The organism is Kocuria dechangensis, assembly GCF_014636775.1.
Lineage (GTDB): Bacteria > Actinomycetota > Actinomycetes > Actinomycetales > Micrococcaceae > Kocuria > Kocuria dechangensis.
On the sequence record NZ_BMEQ01000087.1, the window covers coordinates 1 to 588 of the forward strand.

General features: G+C 68.5%; 1 protein-coding gene. It reads right to left on the reverse strand.

The window, feature by feature from the left end:
- Positions 1–277, reverse strand: a 277-nt coding sequence (locus tag IEW07_RS20765) for a hypothetical protein (RefSeq protein ID WP_188540693.1), incomplete at its 3' end; no start/stop codon positions are given.
- Positions 278–588: the final 311 nt, after the last annotated feature.

A 588-nucleotide genomic window follows, 5' to 3' on the forward strand; every position in this document is an offset into this window, starting at 1 on the left:
CGCGGCTGCCGGACTTGGCCAGCCCGCGGGCCACCAGGTAGCCGATGGTGAGGTAGGTGATGTACTCCACGGCCTGGCGGGCGTCGAAGAGGTCGGCACCGTCCTCGGCGCCGTTGTCACCGACCAGGGCGGCGGTGACGACGATGGCCGCCAGCACGCCCAGGTAGGCGATGAGCTCGGTGGTCCTGGTCGCCGCCCTGGTCTCGGTGGCGCGACGGGCCGTGTGGTCGGCCCCGGTGGTGGCGGGGGTGGCGGTGTGGGAAGCAGTGGTCGTCAAGGGATCTCCTGAAGAAGTGAAGGGGGTGCCGGATCGGCACGGCGTTCAACCGGAAGGGGTGCCGGCCGGCGCACAAAAAAATAGAGCTGCGATGGAGTGCTCCACTGCCTCTCTACACCGTAGACTCTACCTGTAGACTACGAATGAAGCAAAGCCCGCTTATCAAAGGACCCCGATCGCCATGCCCTCCCCCACCACGGGCCTCGACCCCGATCCCCTCGAGGACCCCGCACCGACCCCCAAGGCCAAGGCACGCAGGCCGCGGCTGAGCCGGGAGGTCGTGCTCACCGCCGCACTGGCCCTGGTGGATG